This window comes from Campylobacter concisus (assembly GCF_002914005.1).
In the GTDB taxonomy this organism is placed as follows: domain Bacteria; phylum Campylobacterota; class Campylobacteria; order Campylobacterales; family Campylobacteraceae; genus Campylobacter_A; species Campylobacter_A concisus_N.
Genome location: NZ_POZU01000081.1, coordinates 1 through 20,938 on the forward strand (window position 1 = coordinate 1; position 20,938 = coordinate 20,938).

Sequence of the window (20,938 nt, forward strand, 5' to 3'; positions counted from 1 at the left end):
TTATCGCCACTTTTACCATACGTATAGCCAATCTCCGCGAAAAGCGCGGAGTATGTATTTTTATCAAGTGCTGATCCGTCACAACGGAGAAAGCCCTCTGGTGTATTTGAGTTTGAGCTATATAAAACATAGGCACCAGTTGGCAAGCCATCCTTTAATTCTGATTTTTTTACAAATTTTTCATCACTTTCGCTCTTAGAATAGCTATCTATCTTTTCATCTTTATTTAAAAAAGTCTGCTCGCACCACTCTTTGTTAGCTACAACATGCCATATTTCTTTATTTTCACTAGGGTTTTTATTTGTGTTTTGTGTTTTTGCCTGATAGAGCTTACCATTTAAAACACTAATGGCACCAGTAGGATACTCTAATGTAGAGTTCCAAGGGGTTATACCATTTTTATGTATAGTGCTAAATTTTTCATCTACTACTCTTTTTGCTTCATTTAAAAGATCCATAATTTTTTTTGATGAGAATGTAGAAATTAAGGCCTCTGCACTATCGTTTATTGTTCCGCTTTTTAGAACCTCTTCTATTTGGGCTTTTAAAGTATCGAATGTTTTTATTATCTCGGCGATTTTATTATACTTACCATCAAAATCTTTTTTATTTGTATCAAAAATTGCTTTATCTGCAGCTATTGCTTCGCTTATTCTTTCTATATCTGTTTTTATTTTTCTCAGCTCATCAGGCTCTATTTTTTCAAGCTTTTTGCTAACCCCTAAAATTTCTTTACAAATTTGCGTAAATTCTTTATCCGCCATTTTTCACTCCCCTAAAATTTTCTTGCTCATTAGCCTATCAAGCACTCTTAAATCCTCTCTATCGGTATGCTCGCCGTTTTCTAAAGAAGCTCCGCTTTGATAGGCGATAAAAAGATATATAAATTTCCTATACCCAAGCTCATCACTATTTAAAAATTTCTCTGGATGCTCGTAGTTATCGATTTGGCCATAAACGATATTGGCCATGTAGTAATCAAGTCTTTTTATAAAATTTTCATCCCATGAATAGTAAGGATCTAAGGCATAATCTATTTTATAAGGCTTTAGCCAGCCCTTTATTCTAAGTGCTTCTGTTAAGTTATATGAATTTTCATTAAAATTATTTAGTTCATATTCACATAAATTTTGTAGATAAAACTTGTTGTATTTTGCATAAAACTCAGCATGTGCTCTTTTTTTGGCCACTCCATAAATAAGTGCTTTTAAAAGCGATTCGTCAAGAAAATCAACCCTATCATTTTCATTTTTTGGTGTGTTAAATTTCCTCACAAAACGTCTTTTGTCTATGTGGTATTGGGTATCAAAATTTCTATGATCTATCTCGATCATTTCAAGAGGCGTTACTGCACGCGATATATCTGCCGCCGTCTCTTCCACCAAAGATTTTAACTCTTCAAAATCAGGGAGCTTTATATCTACCCTTGTGGACACCCTTAAACGTTGCAAAAACACCTCATAATTCATTTTACACCTTTAAATTTTTTAGCCAAGCAAACGCTACTGGTGTACACACGCGAAGAGTAAATTCGCTTATTATTTCATTCTCGACAGCATCGTCGCTAGTTGGCAACTCTTTTACTTCCATGGCACGCCAATTCACTTTGAATATATCGTCGCTCCTAAAGGCGATGATTTCGTTTTGATCAAGGAATGGGTTTAGTAGTACTTTTACGTGTCCATATGTATTTCTTACTGCTAGCACTTCGCTCTCTAGATATTTTTCAGTCATATTTGCTTGCTTGATCTTATCTAGGATATCTAACAGCCTATCATTTTGTTTGTCGTTTACCATCATAAACTCATACGGTCTGCCTTTGCTCCAGCCGATCTTAAACAGATTCCTTATCATCTGCATCGTTAGATCAGTGTTTGCTGCATCGATTGTATTGACAGCGGTAGAAAAACTCTTTAGTCCACCGCATTTGCCAACCGCAGGAGAACTACCACCATTAACCCTCTGAACCGCCGTTTGACCAGAAAGCAAGATTTTTTCTATAGACTTTTTATGTTCTATCGAACTATACTCACCTTGCTTTGCTAGCATTCCCCTGCCTTGCGTATCAGTCGCAGGCTTTTGTGATCCAGAAACACCATAAGTATTTTTAGCGATCTGAAAGTGATTTTTGAGTTCACCGCCTGTATAATACTTTGCGACTGCTTTCGGTCCACCCTCTGCATGAGCGTTATTTAAATCACCATCTGGTAGCTCGTCGTATCGCCACTTATGCCCCATGGCTGGGCTTGAAGTCCTATCTATAGGAGCGGCAAGTGATATCGCGCTATAAAAAGGAGTTGTCTCCCACCCTACTTGCTTTATTGATTTTTCTAAAAGCGCGCCTGAACCCCCAAACGCTTCTTCTGTTGTCATTAATCCAGTTTTAACCGGCATTTTTTACTCCTTAAAAGAATCTTGAATAAAAGGCTTGCTTCTCGCTATCGCTAGCCTCGCCTTTGTTGATCTTACCAATGAGCTCTTGTATGCTCACACCGCCACCAGTCCCTCGTGCTATGTCAAATTCATCATCAACTTGTGCTTGTGCCTTGCCATGGAAAAATTTTAGATAGACATTCTCAATCCCTACCGGAGTCAGTAGTGCATCACCAATACCAGGATTTTTCTCATCCATCTCTAAAATTTTGTCCGTGATTTTTTGCATATCAAAATCCGGATAACTCTTCCTAAAATCCGTCTCCATCTGCGAAAGTTGCGCGGCTTGACGCATTCTTTGAAAATCCGCATACTCTTCTTTGTTGAGTTTTACTGAGTCATCAGGCTGCGCCGTAGCTGATGCTTTAGTTTCTGCCTGAGCCTGCGGTTTATCTGCGTTTTTTAAAGCAGTTTGGGCTTCTTGCGTCTGTGTCTCCTCTGCGGCCGCTAGCCCCTCTAGATCCTGATCGTATATGTCCGGCATTAATTACCTCCTAAATTTAAATCCTGCGGCTCATTTGCCTTAGGCGCGTTGTCTTTGCTCTTCTCTGCTTTCTTAGCCGCCTCTTTTAGCTTTTTATTCTCGGCTTCGAGCTTTTGAATTTCCTGCGTCAAAGTTAAATTTTCGCCAGCCGCAGCGCTTATGCGGTCTTGCAAGCTCACGCACTCCTCTTTGAAACGCTCCGCTTCGCCTTTGGCGTCTAAAATTTCAGCCTTCAAGCATTCAATTTCGTTTTTGGCTTTAGCTAGCTCTGGTGCGAGATTTTTTGTGTTAGATGCGAGATCTTTCATCTCGGCCTCGGCCGCCTCGTTTTGTGGCATCTCATCCCACTCTTGCTCGCTGATGATAATCACGGAGGCAAGGCCAGACTCATCTTTAGCCCTAACCACGACATCGCCGATATTTCCGTCACTAATCTGCCCTTCCTCTTCGCCTTTTTTATAGACTCTAAGTCCGTTTGTAGCCAAAGCGACGATAACACCAAGAACCTCGTATTTGTCCTTATATGCCATTTCTTCTCCTTTAAAATTTTTATTATTTTATTTATCTGCATCCTAAAAAACATACAAAACTCCTTGCCTAAGCAAAGCCAAACTATAAGCAAGATAGTTGTCCTAATTTATACTTTTCAACACTAAATTCCACCGTTTGCCAAGGCCGCCATCTCCACCTCTTCTTCACTAGATTCGTTTTTTATTTGACCTTCTTCCTCTTGCGTTGCAGCTTGTGCTTGCGCCGCCTCTTGCATCGCCGACATCTGAGCCATAGCCTCGTCCACCTGCTCTATCGGAGCGTTTTCGCCCAGGATCAGAGTTAGCACCTCTTTGATTATTTCACCCGTTATTTGCGGTGAGCTTATTTGATTTTGGGCTAGCACACCCAGCAAGCCGTTTAGTTGATTGATCTTTACTTCGTTTGCTATCGTCGTGCCAAAATTTACGGAAATGTCAAAGTCTAATCGATTGGCTTTTCTTTCTGCTAAAGTACCGATGGCCTCTATAATGTTTTCATCTTCAGTTATTTTTATAAACTCATCATCACTAACAAATCGGTAGAGCAGTTCCACAAAGTGCCCAGCATAGCTTGATAGCATCGTTTCAAGCAGTGTTTGCATCATACTTTCTATTCTCATTGAGCTCGCGGCGTTTACCGTTTGTAGCGCGCCCATAGCGCGGCGATCACTCGGGCTAGTTTGACCGGTCATTACGCTATTTACGCCCGTAGCTATCTCGTACTCTTTGCCGAGCATATTTATCTCTTCGCTTAACTGATATGTAGGCGGCACCGGAAAAGGCATTATCACGTCGCTCACTCTAGCACCCATCTCAGTTTCCACCCTGATGACCTTTTTCCTCGCCATCACGTCGCTTACCGCCACCGCGCCCCTAGTTTTATCCACTACGAACGACGGATCTATTTGATTCTCGGTGATGTCGATTTTTTGATTGCGCTTGATGTTGTATTCTTCTTGGATTTCTTTGACGATTTCCGGCACGCACGAACCGTATACGGCGTTTTCCTTTTCGCGCATGCTCTCCTCGACGCTAGGCATCGAGTCTATACAGTAGCCGAAGTGAAATGGCAGAGTCGAAAATTTCGTCTCCCTTACCAGAAAATTATTAGCAAAGCTCTTTAACTCCCACATTTGACGGCCATTTACATATATCTTTTTATAGATATCTTTCATTTGCACCCTCTGGCTCCACTCTGATTTTGAGCCTAAAATGCGATCTTTATATTTGCTTTTGTAAAATTTAGTTTTGATTTTTTCTTCAACTTGGCGTACTGATTGACGCCATTTGTAGCAGACGTATTCTATGTCGTTGATATCACTTGCATGCTTGTCAAATGCTAGATCGGTGATTGGAATAAAACGTGTGGCGATATCGCCTTGCTCTTTATCGTAGAACAAATTTACTATGCCAAGAGGTAGATATAACGCACTCATCACAGCTTTGCTTAAGCCAACTCGGTGCTCTTTTTTCTTCCATCTATTTTTTAGTACAGCAGTAAGTGCGTTTTGTAAGATTAGATCATTATCACTTCTACGCCCAACACGAGTGATCTCTATTGGGCAGCGATCACTCATAAAGCTTGTTTTAAAAATCGCATGAATGATAAAAATGGTGGTTTTTATTAGGGGGATGTATAGCTTCGAGCGGCTTCTCTCAGAGTTTTTTCGTTTTGAAGTGCGGTTATCTTCACCCTCATACTCTGCACGAAATGCCCGCTCACATTCTAGGAATCTCTTTTTATGTTGCTCAAGATCACTAAATGCTCGCTCAATTAAATTTAAATCCTCATTCATAGACTACTCCGTTTTTTTATGGGTAGTCTAATTTATGAGTTTCCTAAAAAACGTATAAAATTATTTAAGGATTAGTCTATATGCGCTATGACTAGCTCGCCATATATGTAGCATCAATAACATATGACAATCTACTATCTTTTGTTTGAAAAATATATGTTTGATACTTTCACACCCAGCTCTCTTCTTCTTCGTATTCCTCATAAATTTCATCGTAGCTCTCGTCAAAAAATCGCCCTGCAACGTACTGTAAAATATAAGCTTCTGCATCCATGATATCATCACTCTTGCTTTCCGTCTCCGGATCAAACCCTAGCAGCTGCGCCTCAAGCTCGTCTGTAGCGTTTAAACTTGCATTATGATAAATTTGTCTTGTGCGGTAGTAAGGCTCAAGATTTGAAATGCGTTTGTTTTTGGAGTTGCCACCATGGCTAAGCGGATCTATTGGCAAATTTACACCAGTTAGCTTTTGAATAGTGTCGATCGTGTAGAAAAAGTCATTTTGCATGCCAGCCTTTTCTATTCCGATACGCATTGGGCCAAATGTGAGATAAATTTCGATTATTTTTAGGCTTCGCTCAAACGGAGTAAAATATCCGCTCGTGATGTCGATTATAAAAAGTCTATTTTGCCTGTCAATTGCAAAGGTAACGTAGGCGGTCTGATCCCTGCCTTTACCGCTTGATATGTCGGCCACGGTATAAATTTGGCATTCTTTTAGCCAAATTTTCTCCCCATTTTCTAGCTCTATCTTATTTGCTCGCCTGATTTTTAGCTCTTGCTTATTTACGCCGTCAGTTACGGCAACAGTCGTAAACGGTTCGTCCGCCCTATACTCCACCCCCTTAAAATACCTAAAATATTCGCGCTTAAAGATGGCTTTTTGCGGATCTATCGCAGCACACATATACTCTTGATAAAATTCATTTGCTAGTCCTTTTGAAACTAGGGTGCTTTGTATTTTTTTGATTTTATCCATCGAAAAGCGAGACGGCCATGAACTGGCACCATTCCTGATGATAGGGATTTTTATGTAGGTCCAGTCTTGTTTGGCATCCATCTCTTCTGTACTATTTACGATGTTGTTTAGGATGCTATCTTCGTGTAGTATAGTACCCAATATCACGGCCTTGCCACGTGTAGGATGCAAAGTAGGTAATAAATCGGCATAAAACCAGCTACGAAGCTTTTGACGGTTGGCATTTGAGTCGATAGGGTATCTGCCGACTTTGCTCTCCAGGTCGTCTATTATTAGCAATGTTGGGCGCATGTTGTCGATATTCATACCGCGAGGATCTTGCCCAGCCGAGAGAGATACTACGTAGCATTTTTTCTCTATGCTTTTGCCATCTTCATCTTTCATGCCTTGATTTATAATAACCTCAATAAAGCCTTTATTCCAAGCTTTACCACGAGCTATGGCATAGCCTTTAGCAGCTGCTTTATCGATACTCCCTTTGATCGCTTCCAAAAATGCTGTCGCCTTGTCCTCGTTGGCCGAGACTATCATAATAAAAGGTTCGGCAGCAAAATAAAGGCGGCTTAACACGTAAATTTTATTTAATAAAGTAGTCTTACCAGCACCGCGAAAAACCGCCACGGCCTTATATTGCCCATCTCCGTCAATAAAACGTATTATTTCAGGATGAAATTTGGGAGTCTTGTTTTCAAAAATTTCAGGCTCTACATCTTTGGCAAATTTTAGATATAGTTCAGGAGATAGGTTCATTTATTATCCTTTTTTTAATTAAAAAGGGTAGATAATATTTTCCTAAATTTTATAAAGTTATACGATAAAAAATAAACGGATATTTTTACGGATATTAAAAATAAAAAAACTTGTTAATATCCTATATTATAGGTATATCTATTTTAAATATGGTAGCCCTCGCTTCCACCATTCTTTTTTATTTATACTACAAACACAAAAATTTATCAGATAAATCGAATCTAAAAGAGTTCTTCTGACTCAAAATAATTTTGTGAAATATTTCGCTCTTTTTCATTGGTATTTACATGAAGCACATAATAGCCTATCTGTGTGTTGCTAGCGTCTATTAGTGGCACCACGCAAAAGTAGTGCGTTTTATAAACGTAAAATTCATATTCTTTAAAATTAATATCACGCAAAAAACCTACTATATTTAAATTTGCACTGCTTAAATTTTCGATGTAATAATCATTTAAAATTTGATCACTTGGAATGCTTTTACGAGATGGCATCTTGTCTTTTGCCAAAAGAACAAATAGATCAATTCCTTGCTTTTTAAAATAATTTCCAAGTGAGTCAAAATTTAACAAAACCTCGATGTTGCCAATAATTTTACCATCACGTACTACGTTTGAGACAGCCCTTATATGCGTTCCAGCATACCACGCCTCGATGCCGACCATGGGCTTGTTTTGATGCCTTGACTCTTGCACTAAAAACCTACTACTAGCGATCATATCGCCATATCTGTTTAGATCCCAACTCCTTACATAGCTTTTTAGATCTTTATCATAAATATGAAGCTTAATGTTGTTATACATCGATGCTGCGCCAAGGGTTTTGGTTAAATTTTCGATATTTTTTATACATTCATCGCGACTTTGCCCTAGCAAGCACATTTGTATAGACTCATTTTGAGCAAGCAAGATCGAGATCGCCATTGATGAAAATTTCTCATCATCTATACTTTTATTAAGCTGTTTTACCTGGTAATCGAAAAAGACTCGCATATTATTTTGCATCTTTTCAGCCATATAAGAGCTATAAAGAAAGTAAAAAAGCCCTCCAAGCACTATGATAAAGATAAAAATAATATAGAAATTAAGATATTTTTTATATTTATTCAAAACTAGCCCTTAACTTTTCTTCTAAAAATTTTGCAAATTTATTAAATTCTGGCAACTCAAGCTCACTTTTTCTTTTTGGATTAGCCCAAACGCTATCTGGGAAAAATGCGTCATCACTAAATCTAGCAATAACATGAATATGCACGTGTGGCACATAGTTACCAAAACTAGCGATATTTATCTTAGTTGGTTTATAAAACTCAAGCATAGCCTTTTCGCTTATAAGCATCGCCTCAAATAGCCTTGCCCTACTCGCTTCGTCGCAATCACTTAGTTCACGAAATGGCTTAATGGTAAAAATTTTTATCCATGGAAGTTCGTTATTTTCACGCTCAACTCTTATAAATTTATCTTCATAGATCATATTTGTTCCTATTTTTATACAAAATTTCTCTCTCTTAAAAGCGTATAAAGCTTGATAGTAGAGATAAAAAATGTCACGATCGCTGGTCCAAGGATCACACCCCAAAACCCAAATGTCGTGATGCCGGCGAGCATCGCAAAGAATATAAGAAGCTCATTTATCTTTGTTGGTATTTTAACTAGCTTTGAGTTTATAAATTTAATAACAAGTGGCTTTAAAAGCGTATCAGCTGCAAATGAGATCACTACGATCGTGTAAATTGCGATAGTTATCGCTGCTGCTATGTTGCCATTTGCAAATTCATAGATACTAATAGGCCCCCATGCCAAAATGCCGCCAACAACTGGAATAAGTGAAGCAAAGCTAAAAAATATACCAGTTAGTACGCCATTATATCCGTAAAAACTAGTAACTATGGCAAATAAAAAGCCTTGGATTATCATATTTGCGATGGTTGAGTAAAAAACGACGCTCATCACATTGCCAACCTCGCTTAAAATAGACTCTGTATCATCTTGCTTTAGCGGAAGCGCATATTTTAGATAGCTGATTAGTTCATTGCCATAAAGATTGCAAAAGAAGAAAAAGACCAAAATAATGATCATATCAACGCCAAATTTAAGGCTTAGCTTGCCCAGGCTTGCAAGATTTGTCGCAAGTTGAGAAAAAAGCATTTTAATATCAAGTCCACCGATAAATTCTTTTATCTTTGGCTCTAAAAAATTTATCGACTCAGGCATCCTAAAATCATAATTTTTGATAAATTCGATAGTCTTTGTGACGTTGTTTATATCAAAGCCGGCTGCGTATTTTGCGATCTCAACTACCGCATAAAGAAGTGGGGCAATAAATAAGCAAAGAAGCACAGACGTGGTAAGCGCCGATGAAAGCGTCTTGCGGTTTTTAGTGAGCGATAAAAACGCGATTTGGACATTTGAAACCGCGACAGCAAGCAGTGCAGCGATAAAAATATCAAGTAGATATGGTTTAAAAAGATAGACCACCAAAGCCAAAGCGCAAAATACAAAAATTCCAAAAAATAGTCTATTGTTCATCTCGCTCCCTTAAAATGGGGTAATTATAGCAAATTTATCAGAGCTGCTCATTTGCTTCCCAAATTTGCTCAATCTCTTTGCCATCAAGCTTGCAAAGCTAGCAAGTACGGCTAGGCTTTTGGCATTTTTAGCATGCTACTGGCGCTTAGTAAATTTAGATAAATTTATAGTTTTACGCAAAATTTCTAGCTCAAAAGCTCCTACAAATTTAGACTTTTACGTGCACTGAAAATTTGTCCCGACGATCTCGCATTCATCACATATTTGAACATATATAGTTCCCTCGCCATCTACTAGACTTCCAAGAGGAATTTGTGCTAGATATTTCATGCTTTTGCTACATTTTGGACATTTTAAATGCTCAGCATCTTGCTCCCACTGCGGATATCCACCAAGCAAAATTTCGCTATCTATCATATATGAGTAGTGAGCGCAAACCTCGCTAGCTAGCTCGAAATTTTGCCCATCGAGCGTTGCCACAGCATCTCTTAAATAATCTTCGCTATCACCCTCGCCTACTACCTCTGTTTGCACGCTATTGCCATCATTTTGGCAAAAGTACTGCACAAGGCCAACGCATGTTGGGCAAAATTTAAGCACAGCATCGTTTTTTAGCTCTAACCCAAGTCGCTTTAGGCTCTCTTTTTTAATGGTGAACTCCAACATCTCGCCGCTACAAAATTTACATTTTTCATCATTTGTGGCTTTAAATTTAATACCTGCGTCTGCGTTTTGACTTGGCTTGCAGGCAAAACACTTATCAAAAACAAGGCTTCTTCTCTTGCCACTGCTATCAAAGCTCCAGCCAGCAGTCTGCGAGTACCCATCAGTATCGGCATAAAGCTTCGTCTTCCAAGGCTTTGGCGCACCATAAAGCTTAAAAAATAGCTCCCTTACCACCTCATCACCCTGCCAGGCAAGTGCCGAGAGGATGTGATTTAGCTTAACTATATTTTCTTCGCTTGAAAGCCTCTTTATAAGCTCATCTCTGATCTTTGTTGAAGCCTTTTTGTAAATTTCAGGCGGGTAGTACTCGCCGTTTTTTGTCAATTCTTCGATGATCTGCTCATCGCAAATACCATGCACATAGAAAATATATGTGAGATCGCTGTAAATTTCATCAAATTTATCTAGCTCGTCAATGTGCGTAAGGATATTTTTCTGCCTCTTTTTGATCTCGTCCTCGCTTAAGGCTTCATAAAACTCCAGCTTCTCTTTTTGCCTGCACCAGTAGCAGATCCCGTCAAAGTAAATCGTCCTTTGCTCGCACTTAGGACAAAGATGTGGCTCGCCCATTTTTGCTCCAAATTTAAATTTCTCTACTCAAAAAGCCCTTTTTCTATGTCGATCTTGACGTTAAAGGTCTCAAAGCATTTCGCACTCGCGATCCTACCCTTTGCGGTACGCTCGATAAAGCCATTTGCAAGCAGATATGGCTCGATGACGTCCTCAACCGTCCCCTCGTCCTCGCTAAGTGCCGCAGCGATCGTGCTAAGCCCCATAGGACGGCGCCTTGCTTGCATCAAAATTTCTAAATACCTAATATCCATCTCATCAAATCCAAGCGAATTTACACCAAGCGCATTAAGCCCCTCTTTTGCACGCTCATGGCTGATGATTTGCTCGTCATTTACCTCGGCAAAGTCGCGAATTCGCTTTAGCAGTCTAAGAGCGATCCTTGGCGTGGCACGTGAGCGTTTGGCGATCTCAAGAGAGGCGTTTTTGTCGCACTCTTTGCCAAGCTTAGCTGAGGCGATCTGCACGATACGGCTTAGCTCGCTGCTTGTATAAAACTGTAGTCTAAAGTCCATCCCAAAGCGGTCTCTAAGTGGCGCTGAGATCATGCCAGCACGTGTCGTTGCGCCGATAAGTGTAAATTTTGGCAGGTCTATCTTGATAGTCTGAGCAGCCGGCCCTGAGCCTATGATGATATCAAGCCTAAAGTCCTCCATCGCAGGGTAAAGCACCTCCTCGATAGCTGGGCTTAAGCGGTGGATCTCATCGATAAAAAGCACGTCGCCCTCTTGTAAATTTGTAAGGATCGCAGCAAGATCGCCACTCTTTTCTATCATCGGCGCTGCGGTCATTTTGATACTTACACCCATCTCGTTTGCGATGATGTGAGCAAGGGTAGTTTTACCAAGTCCTGGAGGGCCGTAAAATAGCACGTGATCTAGGCACTCATTTCGCTTTTTGGCTGCTTTTATAAAGACATCTAAATTTTGCTTGATCTTTTCTTGGCCGATGTAGTCTTCAAATTTTGTCGGTCTAAGCGAGACTTCAAAGTCATTTTCAAAGCTTACTTTTTCGATTTCAACGATTCTATCCAAAGTTTTTCCTTCTAAATTTAAGGCTTCATTTTACGCTTTTATGCTTAATTTAAGCTCGTTTAAATTTATAATAAAAGGTGCTGCCCTCGCCGTAGACGCTATCAACGCCGTATGTAATGCCATGTTTTTGGCAAATTTCGCTGACGATATTTAGCCCAAGACCAAAGCCGCCTTGGATTTCATCCTCTCTGACGTATCTTTTCCAGACTTTTTTGACGTCCTTTATCCCCTTGCCAAAGTCCTGCACGCTAAGCTTTATGCGCTCATTCTCAAAGCTTAAATTTATTAGTATCTCGCTCTCTTTTTGACTGTATTTTATAGCGTTTGTGATGGTGTTATCGATGATGCGTTGAGCTTCGACCTTGCTTAGCATAGTAAATGCCTCGCTTGCTAAATTTGTCTTTACCACGATGTGCTTGACATCAGCTACGCTTGAGAGAAATTTCACTCGCTCTATTATATATTCGCCCAAATTTAGCCGCTCAAGTGGAAATTTTATGTAGCCACGCTTTATGAAATACTCGACATCTTCGTAGGTTATTTGCATCTGTTTTAGGGCATTTTTGATGCGGGTTATATACTTGTTTTCAAGTCCAAGCATCTCAAGATTCATACCAGCCACGCCAAGCGGGGTCTTTAGCTCATGCATGGCGTCATTAAAGAAGTTGTTCATATACTTTTGAAACTCTTTATAAGGCTTAACGCTACTTAGATATAAAAAATAGACGATAAAAAGCACCGCTACAAGGATAACAAGGAGCATAAGTGCCGCTAGAAATATACTTTTTTCATTATCAAGCTCTTTTTCAACGACAATGTAATAAGGCGTCTTATCCTTTATAAAAAAGCTTTTATAAAATAAGCAGCCATTTTCTTCAAGTGTTACAAATTTAAAGTTACTTGGCTGCTTAGAGAGATTTGAAATAATTGGATTAAAATTTACATCATAGATCGCAAATTTATACTTTAAAGAAGGAGTTATATTTTCATTTTTTAAAAACGAATTTTTGATAATGGTTTCATGCTTCATCGCACCAAAAAGAGCTTTTGAAGTACTATTTTTTTGGCTTAAATTTAAGATCACAAAGCTTTGAAAACAAAAAAGCGACATTATGACAAATGTCGCTATGATCTGGATCTTAAAGCTCTTGTGCATCTATCTTGTAGCCTATACGCCTCTTTGAAGTGATAAAGTCACTAGTTGTTTTGTTTCTTATCTTTAAAACATGCATTCTAATATCAGCGCCTTCTATCTCTTTATCATTCCAGACAAGATCTCTTAGCTCTTCCATGCTGACGTAAGAATTTAGATGTGAAACTAGACACTCAACAAGTGCAACTTCTTTTGCGCTAAGATCGACCATTTTGCCGTTTTTAAATAGCGCACGCTTGTTTAGATTAAAGCTAAACTCGTCATTGATCTTTACTATGTTTTTATCGTCAGTTCCATAGTATTTTCTCATAAGCTCAGCTACTCTAAATTTAAGCTCAGCAAGCTCAAATGGCTTTTTTAGGTATTCGTTACAGCCAAGCTCGTAGCCAATCGCCATATCGCCTATATCAACTAAAGATGTTGTTATCATGATAGGAGCGTTTGGATTTAAGCTCCTTATGTACTTGATAACTTCATGTCCATTTACGCCAGGGACTTTTATATCAAGTATAAAAAGGTGATAGAAATTTTTCTCTATCAGATCACACGCTTCTTGGCCATCGCTCACCGCTGTAACTTCATAACCAAGCGTCTGCAAAAACTCACAGACGCTCTCTTGAAACCCTAAATCATCTTCTAAAAGCAAAATTTTCAAATCTCTCTCCTAAAAAATAAGTCTTATTAAGATTTAGTCCTATTGTAATATTTAATAGGTAAATTCAAAATTAAAATTATTTTTTAAGTATTAAATAAAAATTTGCCCCGCATAGACAATGTAACACCTTAGCAAAAAGACGCCACATATTACGAATAATGCGTTGATCACGGCAAATTCGCGTTTAAAATCATGCACCTTTAAAACGCTTAAGTCTAAAATGATAGGCAAAGCCATACCAAAACCAATGACGCCAATATAAAACATTAGCCCAAGAGAATTTGCGCTAAGTGCATTTGCTACGCTCTGCGCACCACTTGCACTTGCACCTTTTACAACCATAAACAGAGCAACTATGAGCAAAAACTCGGCGATAATCGCAAAAAAATCAAATTTTAATAAATAGTGTGCAATATCGTTTTGCCTTTTTACCTTATCTTTTAGCACGCCAACAAGTAACGTAAATGCACCAGCACAGCTCAAGCCTGATACTAAAAATAATACCGGCAAGACTGATGTATTCCAAAGTGCGATCTTGTGAGCTGCACTTAGCAAAAAGCCTGTATATGCACCAACGCCAATGCCTAGGATAAAAAGTAAAATTTCAAGTAGGCTTGAAAGCTTGCTAGCAAAATTTGCAACCACGTCAAAAAGAGAAATTTTAAGCATTGCGATCTCGTTTTTAAATGCGCCAACTGCGTATATAACGCTAAGAGGCGTATAAACTAGAAGTAGCGCAACGCCTATTGACATAACTGAGTCGAAGTTGTAAAGCAAGAGTATCCAGTAAAAGCTAAGCGGCTTGCCAAGATCAAGCACCAAAAGAGCAAGTCCAAGGACAATCGCCACTGGAGCGATAAGAGCGGCTGCTTTAAAATGATAATTCTCTTTGCCATATTTTTTTGAAATGAGCACAGCAACGATGCTAGCACCCGCACTAAGTCCTGCTAAAAATAGATAAACGGCTATCGGCCAGCCCCAATAAATTTCAGAGTATTGAGCTAGGCTTCCTGACATGTTATTCATGGTGTGCTCCTTTTGTATTTGCGATCATCGCAAGTGAAGGTTTTGTATTTAGCTCCGCTTTTGGCAAGTAGTATTTGCTCTCTTTTAATTTCTTTGAAATTTTAGAGTTTTCATCATTTACGTCGCCAAAAGTTAGGGCATTTGTAGGGCAGACGCTAACGCAAGCTGGCTCTTTGCCCTCTTCTAGCCTACTCTCATAGCAAAATGTGCATTTGCCTATCTCACCATTTGGCAAGACGTAGCGAGCGTCGTATGGACAGGCCAGGATGCAGTACTTGCAACTAACGCAAATTCTATGATCAAGCAGCGTTACGCCATCAGCTGTCTTAAAGCTAGCGCCAGTTGGGCAAACCTCAACACAAGGTGCATCTTCGCACATAACACAGCTTTGACGTAAAAAGTCAGTCTTTAAATTTGGAAATGTCCCACTCATCTTCGCATGCACCTGCAAGCGGTAAAGTCCCCTTGGTACGTTGTTTGCACTTCTGCAAGCTACCGAACAGCCTTGACAGCCGATGCATAAATTTTCATCATGTATCATCATATATTTTTTCATTTTCTATCCTTATGCTTTACTTATGCTAACGCCAACATTTGTAACCATAGTCGCAGCCACTGGCCCTTCGGCTGGATTAAGAAGCACGCTTGTATTTAGCCCCACGTGATCTATACTCTTAAGAGCTGGGGTGATGTGTCCAAAGCCGTGATAGATAAAGAGCGTATCTTCTCTAATGCCCTCAGTCACCATAAGCTTGCCCTTTTGCTCGCCAAATTTATTTTTCACCACGACCATATCGCCATCTCGTAAATTTTTACGTTTAGCTGTTTTTGGATTTATCCAGATAGGGCTATCACTCATAAGATCATGAAGCGACGGCACCGCCTGAGTGTGGCCGTTGGTATGAATAGGCGTTTTGCCACAAGTTAGGCAAAGATCATGTCCGTCAAATGTATCCATATCTTTATCATTTAGCGCGCCATATCCTGCAAACTGCGCCTCAACATCAGGCAAAAATAGCTCTATCTTGCCGCTTTTTGTTTTAAGCTTAGCCATATCATCCATTAGACCATTTTCACCTACAAATTTAGCAGCAACTGGATATTTAGCAACAAATTTATCGATCATGCCTTTTTCTCTAAACAAAATTCCCGGCTCGTCCCACGTGATAAAGCCATCTTTTTCCAGCGTAGCAAGTAAATTTACATCTCCACCAGCTTGCTGCATCCTAAACTCACGTATGTCGTTCCAAGTGTAAAGCTCATCTATCTTCATGCGGCGTGCTAGCTCTCTAAAGATAAACGCCCCATCTCTTGTGTCGCCAACTGGATCAATAACTTTATTTCTTATCATATAAGCTGGTTTTAGACCTGACTTATCCTCTATGCCCTCGTCGCGCTCAAGGTAGCTACTCTCAGGCAAGATAACATCAGCGAATGTCGCCATATCGTTTAGATAAACATCGCTTACCACGATAAAATCAAGTTTCTTCATCGCCTCTATACTCTTCATCGTCTCAGCAACGTTTATTAGGTGATTAAAGCGGATGTTAAACCAGCCTTTTATGGCGTATGGTTTCTCGCTTAAGATAGCGTCATTTATATCCATCAAAACGCCATGTTTTCTACTTACAAATTTATGCCTACCAGTCTCGCCAGCGAAGTCTAGTCTAGTGACTTTTGGCACTTTAAATTTATCATCTGGATTTTTAAGAACTGGGAATTTATCCTCGCCAACTAGTTTGTTAAAGGTTTTTGCGTTTTTGCCACCAAAAAGACCGCCTTTAACCTCCCAGTTGCCCATCATCGCATTTGCCACCATGATGGCCTTTGTCCTCATATATTCAGCTTTTGTGGTGGTTGTCTTATGCCCAAAATCAAAGATAACTCTTGGGGCAGCTTTATAAATTTCATCAGCGATGCGTCTAACATCACTTGCTTTTATGCCAGTGATTGCCTCTTGCCATTCAGGCGTTTTGCCCTCTACGCTTTTAACGATCTCATCAAAGCCAATTGTAAATTTCTCAATAAATTCTTTATCGTAAGTGCCATTTTGTATCCATGTATTTATGATAGCTAGCACAAAAGCTAGATCAGTGCCAGGTCTAACTGGTAGCCACTCATCAGCCTTTGAAGCCACCACGCTAAATCTTGGCTCAAGCACAAGCAGCTTTGTATCTTTTTTGGCTGCAAATTTAGCAAGCTTTTTAGCATCAGCTATGACGATGCCCTCAAAGAGATTGTGGCCAAAATTTACAACGTATTTTGCATTTGCAAAGTCTCTTTTTAGTTTAGCTATGCCATACATCTGCTCGCAGACCATTTGATATGTGATCGGACAGCACGAAAAGTGTGAAAAGCAGTTTGGCGAGCCATAAGATGAGGCAAAATTTACCATTAGCTTGTGCGTTTGCGAGCTTTTACAGGTAAAAATGAAGCTTTCAGGGCCATACTTTTGCTTTATCTCAAGCATTTTTGAAGCAACTAGATCAAGTGCTTCGTCCCAGCTGGCCTCGCGCCATTTATTCTCACCTCTCTCACCAGCTCTAATTAACGGCTTTTTGATCCTATTTTCATCATAGAGCTGACTAAGGCCTGAGCCGCCTCTTGCACAAAGAGAGGTTGTCGTGCCGCCAGCTTTTGGATTACCGCTTAAGAAGCAAATTTTATTATCAACGACCTTTGCTTCGATAGGGCATCTTGAAGAGCACATCTCGCAAAAGCTACGGACGTACTTCTCATCTTGCTTTGCAACATTTTCCAAAGCACCACCCGGTAAGGACGATGCAACCATACTAACTCCAGCACCGAATTTTAAAAATTCTCGTCTATTTAAGCTCATCTTTCTCCCTTTAAAAGATATTTGCCTTTAGTTATTCTAGTATTTAAAGTTGAAAATAAAATTAAATTTTACTTAATATTTATATTTAGATTTTTAGTTTTAAAAAATGAGCATTCTAATATCAAAATAAGTAAAATTCTAAAAATGATAAATTTAATTAATATAATTTTTAACGCGATCTTATAAAAATTTTAAATATAGAATTTTGATTAAGGATTTTGAATAGAAATTAAAAATTTTAAAGGGATTTAAAAAAGCCGAGAGAGATCTCGGCTTAAGTTTGATTTAAAATACTTATAAAAGTATCGGAGCTATCAAAAATCCAAGTGCAACAGAAAAAGCAATAGCTAAAACGCCTGGAATAAAAAAGGAGTGGTTGAATATATATTTACCTATCCTAGTTGTTCCAGTATCGTCCATTTGAACGGCTCCAAGTAGTGTTGGATATGTTGGCAACACGAACAATGCTGAAACTGCAGCAAATGATGCAACTAAAATATATGCGTCACCGTTATTTGCAGCAGTTAAACCAAGTGCGGCTATAACTGTAGGAATAAGTGCCTTTGCGGTAGCGGCTTGAGAGTAAAGAAGCATACTAGCAAAAAATAGCGCAACAGCTAGCATAAACGGATAGTCTTTAACAAAATCGCCGGCAAAATTTTTGATCGCATCGGTGTGATTTACCACGAAAGTATCTCCAAGCCACGCTACACCTAACACGCAGACGCACGCAGTCATACCACTTTTAAATGTAGCTGTATTAAATAGTTTATCGACCTTGACACCACAAGTTAGTGTGATTAAAGTAGCGATAACTAGCATAAAGCTCATAATAGCGTTATCTCTAGTTAATACCAACGTCTTTGTAGGCTTATCTGGATCTTCTACATATTTTACATTAGTAGTTGAGTCAGTTTTGACTTTTATATCTTTTGCTACAAGTTCATTAAATTTATCTGGACTTTTGGTCTCATAAATTTTTTCATAGCCTGTTACATAACTTGGTTTTATCCAGCCTACGTTTTTACTAATAGCAGTAGCATATAAAACGACAGAGATAACGCCAACTAGGAATATTAAAACAGATAGTTTAGCTCCTTTTGGAAGCTCTTTTTTCTCTTCGATTTTAACATCTTTGATTAGTCCTTCTTTAAGTCTTCTTTGATACTCTTTATCGCTACTTAGATCAAGATTATAAAATATATTTATAACAAGAGCTGTTAGCATACAACCAATAAAAGTTGTAGGTATCCAGATAGCTAATAGTAATGGATAGCTAATGCCAAGTCCGCCCAAGGCATGCTCACCAGCCATAAATACAACCGCCGCTGAAACTGGGCTTGCTGTAATAGCTATCTGACTAGCAACAACAGCTATACTAAGAGGCGCGCTAGGTTTAATATTTTGTGTCTTTGCAACTTCGGTAATAACTGGAATCATAGAAAATGCTGTGTGTCCAGTACCGGCAAATACAGTTAGTAAATAAGTGACAACTGGGGCTAAGAAATTTATATATTTTGGATGTTTTCTTAGTATCCCTTCGGCTATTTGCACCAAATAATCAAGGCCACCAGCTACTTGCATCGCTGTAATAGCAGCTATAACGGACATAATGATTAAAATAACATCCCAAGGTATACTACCTGCTTTTAATCCAAGTCCTAAAGTTAAAACTACGACGCCAATACCACCAGCATAACCAATAGCCATACCGCCTAGTCTAACACCCAAGAATATCGCACCAAAGAGTACGATCAACTGTAATATCAATGAAATATCCATTGAAAACTCCTCTATTAAATTTTATAACTAAAATTTTTACTTAAGCGTGTCAGAATTTTGACACGCTTTTAATAATACTTTGCTTAAATTTTTACCTAACCATGCTTGGATTTAGCATATTTTTTGGCTCTAAAATTTTATCAATCTCTTCTTTGCTTAGATAGCCTCTCTCTAGGCAGATATCACCAACTGCTTTACCAGTTTGCAAAGCTTCTTTAGCGATACTTGCAGATTTTTCATAGCCGATGTATGGGTTAAACGCAGTTACGATACCAACTGAGCCTAGAACTGATTTTAAGCAAGCTTCTGGATTTGCTGTTAGTTTTCTTACAGCTTTTTCAGCTAGTGTTTTCATCGCATTTTCAAGTATAAATATAGAGTTAAATAACGCATAAGCAATGCCTGGCTCAAATGCATTTAGCTCAAATTCGCCTCTTTCTGAGCAAAGCATGATAGTTACGTCGTTACCGATTACTTCATAGCACGCTTCGCCTACAACCTCAGCGATAACTGGATTTACTTTGCCTGGCATGATTGAGCTGCCTGGTTGCATTTGCGGTAAATTTATCTCGCCAAGACCGCATCTTGGGCCTGAATTCATCAAACGAAGGTCATTTGCGATTTTTGAAAGTCTAACAGCTGCAGTTTTTAACGCGCCACTTACGTGAACGAAATCTGCAGTGTCTTGTGTAGCTGCGATGAAATCATCAGCTTTTTTGAAATCAACACCAGTGATATCTTTTAACTTTTTAACAACTACATTTTTATAATCAGGATGGCAGTTGATACCTGTACCAATCGCAGTTGCACCCATATTTAGATATGTCATTGACTCGCGTGCAGCTGTGATCTTTTCGATATCACTTTTAATGTAGCTTGCAAATGCATTAAACGTATTTCCAAGCGTTGTAGGAACTGCGTCCTCAAGCTCAGTTCTACCCATTTTAATGATATCTTTAAAATCTTTTGCTTTTTTATCAAGTTCATCTTTTAGCAGATTCATCGCAGCAAGCAAATCAGTAAGCTTTGCGTAAGTTGCTACTTTTATTGAGCTTGGATAAGTGTCATTTGTGCTTTGTCCAAGGTTTGTATGATCGTTTGGATGGATGTATTGATACTCACCTTTTTTATGACCCATGCTCTCAAGCGCGATGTTTGTAATAACCTCATTTGCATTCATGTTTGTACTTGTTCCAGCACCACCTTGAACCATATCAACCACAAATTGATCTAAAAACTCACCAGCTATTACTCTATCAGCGGCTTTTGCTAGCGTATCAGCGATCCTAGGATCTAAAACGCCAACCTCTTTATTTGCAAGTGCAGCTGCTTTTTTGATTTGTGCAAATGCTTTTACAAAGTATGGATACTCTTTTAAAGTTCTACCGCTCATGTGAAAATTTTCGGTAGCTCTAAATGTTTGGATGCCATAATAAAAATCGTCAGAGATTTCCAACTCGCCTATAAAATCGTGTTCTTTTCTGGTTGCCATAACCATTCTCCTTATAAAAAATGTATTAATGAAATTATATAGATATTTAATATTTTAAATATTAATTACTACTTATTTTTTTTAAGCTTTGACTTTTAACCTAGATAAAACGACTTTTGGAGAAAAATTTATAGTAGCTTTTAAGCTATATTTAATAATAT

At 38.8% G+C, this 20,938-nt stretch carries 19 protein-coding genes; all 19 read right to left on the reverse strand.

The window, feature by feature from the left end:
* Positions 1-764: tail fiber protein (locus tag CYP54_RS09105; protein ID WP_181001570.1), on the reverse strand; the 764-nt coding region annotated here is incomplete at its 3' end.
* 3 nt (positions 765-767) lie between these two features.
* Positions 768-1,469 (reverse strand): hypothetical protein, encoded by a 702-nt coding sequence (locus CYP54_RS09110; RefSeq protein ID WP_103605001.1) that lies wholly within the window; start codon positions 1,467-1,469, stop codon positions 768-770.
* Position 1,470: 1 nt separating this feature from the next.
* Complete coding sequence (locus CYP54_RS09115; RefSeq protein WP_103605002.1) at positions 1,471-2,394, reverse strand: SU10 major capsid protein; 924 nt, start codon at positions 2,392-2,394, stop codon at positions 1,471-1,473.
* Between the two features lie 10 nt (positions 2,395-2,404).
* Positions 2,405-2,917: a hypothetical protein gene (locus CYP54_RS09120; RefSeq protein WP_103605003.1), complete on the reverse strand. Its 513-nt coding sequence runs from the start codon at positions 2,915-2,917 to the stop codon at positions 2,405-2,407.
* The gene (locus CYP54_RS09125; RefSeq protein WP_103605004.1) at positions 2,917-3,447 is read right to left on the reverse strand and encodes a hypothetical protein; all 531 of its coding nucleotides are present in this window, start codon (positions 3,445-3,447) and stop codon (positions 2,917-2,919) included. The genes CYP54_RS09120 and CYP54_RS09125 overlap by 1 nt, the downstream gene beginning before the upstream one ends.
* A gap of 122 nt (positions 3,448-3,569) precedes the next feature.
* Entirely contained in the window at positions 3,570-5,243 is a 1,674-nt protein-coding gene (locus CYP54_RS09130) for a portal protein (RefSeq protein WP_103605005.1), read from the reverse strand.
* Positions 5,244-5,412: 169 nt separating this feature from the next.
* Positions 5,413-6,972 carry a hypothetical protein gene (locus CYP54_RS09135; RefSeq protein WP_103605006.1) on the reverse strand — a complete coding sequence of 520 codons (1,560 nt, stop codon included), beginning with the start codon at positions 6,970-6,972 and terminating at the stop codon, positions 5,413-5,415.
* A gap of 221 nt (positions 6,973-7,193) precedes the next feature.
* The gene (locus CYP54_RS09140; protein ID WP_181001572.1) at positions 7,194-7,976 is read right to left on the reverse strand and encodes a cache domain-containing protein; all 783 of its coding nucleotides are present in this window, start codon (positions 7,974-7,976) and stop codon (positions 7,194-7,196) included.
* 97 nt (positions 7,977-8,073) lie between these two features.
* Positions 8,074-8,445: an HIT family protein gene (locus tag CYP54_RS09145; protein WP_103605008.1), complete on the reverse strand. Its 372-nt coding sequence runs from the start codon at positions 8,443-8,445 to the stop codon at positions 8,074-8,076.
* Positions 8,446-8,459: 14 nt separating this feature from the next.
* On the reverse strand, positions 8,460-9,500 hold the full coding sequence (locus CYP54_RS09150; protein WP_103605009.1) for an AI-2E family transporter: 1,041 nt from the start codon (positions 9,498-9,500) through the stop codon (positions 8,460-8,462).
* Positions 9,501-9,716: 216 nt separating this feature from the next.
* Positions 9,717-10,796 (reverse strand): cytochrome C, encoded by a 1,080-nt coding sequence (locus tag CYP54_RS09155; protein WP_103579828.1) that lies wholly within the window; start codon positions 10,794-10,796, stop codon positions 9,717-9,719.
* A 23-nt stretch (positions 10,797-10,819) separates the two neighbouring features.
* On the reverse strand, positions 10,820-11,830 hold the full coding sequence (ruvB, locus tag CYP54_RS09160) for a Holliday junction branch migration DNA helicase RuvB (protein ID WP_021090089.1): 1,011 nt from the start codon (positions 11,828-11,830) through the stop codon (positions 10,820-10,822).
* A 49-nt stretch (positions 11,831-11,879) separates the two neighbouring features.
* A complete protein-coding gene (locus CYP54_RS09165; protein WP_103605010.1) occupies positions 11,880-12,986 on the reverse strand; it encodes a sensor histidine kinase in 1,107 nt (368 codons plus the stop codon).
* Positions 12,970-13,638 (reverse strand): response regulator transcription factor, encoded by a 669-nt coding sequence (locus CYP54_RS09170; RefSeq protein ID WP_054196949.1) that lies wholly within the window; start codon positions 13,636-13,638, stop codon positions 12,970-12,972. Before CYP54_RS09170 ends, CYP54_RS09165 begins: the two co-directional genes overlap by 17 nt.
* 90 nt (positions 13,639-13,728) lie before the next feature.
* Positions 13,729-14,664 carry an NrfD/PsrC family molybdoenzyme membrane anchor subunit gene (gene nrfD, locus CYP54_RS09175; protein ID WP_103605011.1) on the reverse strand — a complete coding sequence of 312 codons (936 nt, stop codon included), beginning with the start codon at positions 14,662-14,664 and terminating at the stop codon, positions 13,729-13,731.
* Positions 14,657-15,220 (reverse strand): 4Fe-4S dicluster domain-containing protein, encoded by a 564-nt coding sequence (locus CYP54_RS09180; RefSeq protein WP_072595164.1) that lies wholly within the window; start codon positions 15,218-15,220, stop codon positions 14,657-14,659. The genes nrfD and CYP54_RS09180 overlap by 8 nt, the downstream gene beginning before the upstream one ends.
* 9 nt (positions 15,221-15,229) lie before the next feature.
* Entirely contained in the window at positions 15,230-17,503 is a 2,274-nt protein-coding gene (gene phsA, locus CYP54_RS09185; RefSeq protein WP_103605012.1) for a thiosulfate reductase PhsA, read from the reverse strand.
* Positions 17,504-17,797: 294 nt separating this feature from the next.
* Positions 17,798-19,285 (reverse strand): anaerobic C4-dicarboxylate transporter, encoded by a 1,488-nt coding sequence (locus tag CYP54_RS09190; protein ID WP_087586338.1) that lies wholly within the window; start codon positions 19,283-19,285, stop codon positions 17,798-17,800.
* Between the two features lie 91 nt (positions 19,286-19,376).
* Positions 19,377-20,777 (reverse strand): aspartate ammonia-lyase, encoded by a 1,401-nt coding sequence (locus CYP54_RS09195; RefSeq protein ID WP_103605013.1) that lies wholly within the window; start codon positions 20,775-20,777, stop codon positions 19,377-19,379.
* Positions 20,778-20,938: the final 161 nt, after the last annotated feature.

Coding starts and splice junctions, on each gene's coding strand:
- CYP54_RS09110 (WP_103605001.1), bottom strand. CDS start 1,469: ATGAATTATGAGGTGTTTTTGCAACGTTTAAGGGTGTCCACAAGGGTA.
- CYP54_RS09115 (WP_103605002.1), bottom strand. CDS start 2,394: ATGCCGGTTAAAACTGGATTAATGACAACAGAAGAAGCGTTTGGGGGT.
- CYP54_RS09120 (WP_103605003.1), bottom strand. CDS start 2,917: ATGCCGGACATATACGATCAGGATCTAGAGGGGCTAGCGGCCGCAGAG.
- CYP54_RS09125 (WP_103605004.1), bottom strand. CDS start 3,447: ATGGCATATAAGGACAAATACGAGGTTCTTGGTGTTATCGTCGCTTTG.
- CYP54_RS09130 (WP_103605005.1), bottom strand. CDS start 5,243: ATGAATGAGGATTTAAATTTAATTGAGCGAGCATTTAGTGATCTTGAG.
- CYP54_RS09135 (WP_103605006.1), bottom strand. CDS start 6,972: ATGAACCTATCTCCTGAACTATATCTAAAATTTGCCAAAGATGTAGAG.
- CYP54_RS09140 (WP_181001572.1), bottom strand. CDS start 7,976: ATGCAAAATAATATGCGAGTCTTTTTCGATTACCAGGTAAAACAGCTT.
- CYP54_RS09145 (WP_103605008.1), bottom strand. CDS start 8,445: ATGATCTATGAAGATAAATTTATAAGAGTTGAGCGTGAAAATAACGAA.
- CYP54_RS09150 (WP_103605009.1), bottom strand. CDS start 9,500: ATGAACAATAGACTATTTTTTGGAATTTTTGTATTTTGCGCTTTGGCT.
- CYP54_RS09155 (WP_103579828.1), bottom strand. CDS start 10,796: ATGGGCGAGCCACATCTTTGTCCTAAGTGCGAGCAAAGGACGATTTAC.
- CYP54_RS09165 (WP_103605010.1), bottom strand. CDS start 12,986: ATGCACAAGAGCTTTAAGATCCAGATCATAGCGACATTTGTCATAATG.
- nrfD (WP_103605011.1), bottom strand. CDS start 14,664: ATGAATAACATGTCAGGAAGCCTAGCTCAATACTCTGAAATTTATTGG.
- CYP54_RS09180 (WP_072595164.1), bottom strand. CDS start 15,220: ATGAAAAAATATATGATGATACATGATGAAAATTTATGCATCGGCTGT.
- phsA (WP_103605012.1), bottom strand. CDS start 17,503: ATGAGCTTAAATAGACGAGAATTTTTAAAATTCGGTGCTGGAGTTAGT.
- CYP54_RS09190 (WP_087586338.1), bottom strand. CDS start 19,285: ATGGATATTTCATTGATATTACAGTTGATCGTACTCTTTGGTGCGATA.
- CYP54_RS09195 (WP_103605013.1), bottom strand. CDS start 20,777: ATGGCAACCAGAAAAGAACACGATTTTATAGGCGAGTTGGAAATCTCT.